Genomic DNA, 1196 nt, shown 5'->3' on the forward strand with positions numbered 1-1196 from the left:
GTGCAGGCGACAAGAGTGGTCAAACAAATAAACAATTACTAACTCCCCGGGCTATTTCCATTTTATGTTACATTTAACCAATAATCCCCTCCGTGATACCATCATTTTTGTACGGATCGGTTAAGCCATAGGAAAAACAGAAACATGAATTTTGATTTGCCACAACTGATTAAAACTTTCGGTTATTTAGGAGTTTGGGCTATTGTGTTCGCAGAATCTGGATTGATGGTCGGTTTTTTCCTCCCTGGGGACAGCTTGCTGTTTACGGCCGGATTCGTCGCCTCTCAACCGAATAGTCTTAACATTTGGACGCTAATTTTTGGGGCTTTAGTCTGTGCAGTAGCGGGCGACAATGTGGGCTATGCAACGGGACACCGCTGGGGCCGCCGCTTGTTTCACAAAGAAGATTCGCGGCTGTTCAAAAAATCCTATTTAGAAAAAACCGAAAACTTCTAGGAAAAACACGGTCAAAAAGCAGTTGTCATGGCGCGATTCATGCCACTTGTCCGCAATGCAGCGCCGATTGTTGCGGGGGTGGCGGCAATAAAATACAAAACTTTTATGTTTTATAACCTAATTGGCGGGTTTTTGTGGACGTTTGGCATCACGCTGATGGGTTATTATTTGGGACGGGTAATTCCTGATGTTGACAAGTATTTATTGCCGATTGTTTTGGGGATAATTGTAATTTCTTTTGTGCCTTCTATTATTCATATAATTCTAGAACGCCGCGACAGCAAAAAAGATTGAGCGCGAGGAGTGCGATTTGGAAAAATTCAAGCCAGGGCGAGTCATGACAAGAACACCGAAAGCGCTTGATTAGTCGATCGAACACCATCAAAAATTCAGATCGCCCAAGTTTTGCCCGATCGAGTCAAATCCGGGAACTTGCAGCTCGATAGGTTAATCTGGTAAAACTAATAAAGTTCAATGATTTCTGAGAAACAAGATAAATGGTTGCTGCAACATCAGTTCAGATCAAACACGAAGTCAAAGACTTATCCCTCGCCCCCTTGGGAAAGCAACGCATCGAGTGGGCCGGCCGGGAAATGCCGGTGTTGCGCCAAATTCAAGAACGCTTCGCTAAAGAAAAGCCCTTCGCAGGCATCCGAATTTCAGCTTGTTGCCACGTAACCACAGAAACAGCCCATTTGGCGATCGCCCTAAAAATGGGCGGCGCAGATGCTGTACTGATC

Annotated in this window: 2 protein-coding genes and 1 pseudogene; all 3 read left to right on the plus strand. The window is 44.9% G+C overall.

What is annotated here, in order from left to right:
* The first annotated feature begins 144 nt into the window (after window positions 1-144).
* On the plus strand, window positions 145-456 hold the full coding sequence (locus ACUVJL_RS31725) for a DedA family protein (RefSeq protein WP_445249462.1): 312 nt from the start codon (window positions 145-147) through the stop codon (window positions 454-456).
* A gap of 12 nt (window positions 457-468) precedes the next feature.
* A pseudogene (locus tag ACUVJL_RS31730) lies at window positions 469-750 on the plus strand (DedA family protein); the annotation flags it as partial.
* Between the two features lie 203 nt (window positions 751-953).
* A partial coding sequence (locus ACUVJL_RS31735) for an adenosylhomocysteinase (protein WP_445249463.1) occupies window positions 954-1196 on the plus strand: 243 nt, incomplete at its 3' end.

Origin of the sequence: Microcoleus sp. OTE_8_concoct_300 (genome assembly GCF_031383065.1) — a bacterium.
Classification (GTDB): Bacteria; Cyanobacteriota; Cyanobacteriia; order Cyanobacteriales; family Microcoleaceae; genus Microcoleus.